Origin of the sequence: Prochlorococcus sp. MIT 0603 (genome assembly GCF_000760215.1) — a bacterium.
In the GTDB taxonomy this organism is placed as follows: Bacteria; Cyanobacteriota; Cyanobacteriia; order PCC-6307; family Cyanobiaceae; genus Prochlorococcus_E.
Map to the genome: position 1 here is coordinate 279,614 of NZ_JNAW01000002.1, position 679 is coordinate 280,292.

Sequence of the window (679 nt, forward strand, 5' to 3'; positions counted from 1 at the left end):
TCACNNNGAAATAACTTTTACGAAGCCTAATTAGACTTTCTCGAAGCTTAGCCATAAACGGTATTTGTTAAGGACCTTTTATGTTAAAGATTGTTTTTATAGGGTTCTAACTTGACTATGACTCCTTATTGTTGTCGTTGCTTTCTTGAGTAGAACGATCTTCAGAGGAATTAATATCTTGAGGATTAGGAGGGGTTTCAATAACGGTATCGTCTTGAGTAGAACGATCTTCAGAGGAATTAATATCTTGAGGATTAGGAGGGGTTTCAATAACGGTATCGTCTTGAGTAGAACGATCTTCAGAGGAATTAATATCTTGAGGATTAGGAGGGGTTTCAATAACGGTATCGTCTTGAGTAGAACGATCTTCAGAGGAATTAATATCTTGAGGATTAGGAGGGGTTTCAATAACGGTATCGTCTTGAGTAGAACGATCTTCAGAGGAATTAATATCTTGAGGATTAGGAGGGGTTTCAATAACGGTATCGTCTTGAGATGATTGCTGACTCTCTGAATTTTTAGCAGGATTGATTTCCTCTTCGATTTCTTCTATAGGCAGAAGTTTTTTGATTAAATTGAGTAATTCTATGATGTTCTCAAATAAAGCTTTTAGATTTTCAAGTATCTTTTGCAAGACAATCTTGATTGCTTTAGCAGTATCACCCTTATTGAAGTAAAG

Annotated in this window: 1 protein-coding gene; it reads right to left on the minus strand. The window is 35.8% G+C overall.

Annotated features, from left to right (window positions below):
• Nucleotides 1–115 precede the first annotated feature (115 nt).
• Nucleotides 116–634 (minus strand): hypothetical protein, encoded by a 519-nt coding sequence (locus EV07_RS03305; RefSeq protein WP_152557846.1) that lies wholly within the window; start codon nucleotides 632–634, stop codon nucleotides 116–118.
• Nucleotides 635–679 lie beyond the last annotated feature (45 nt).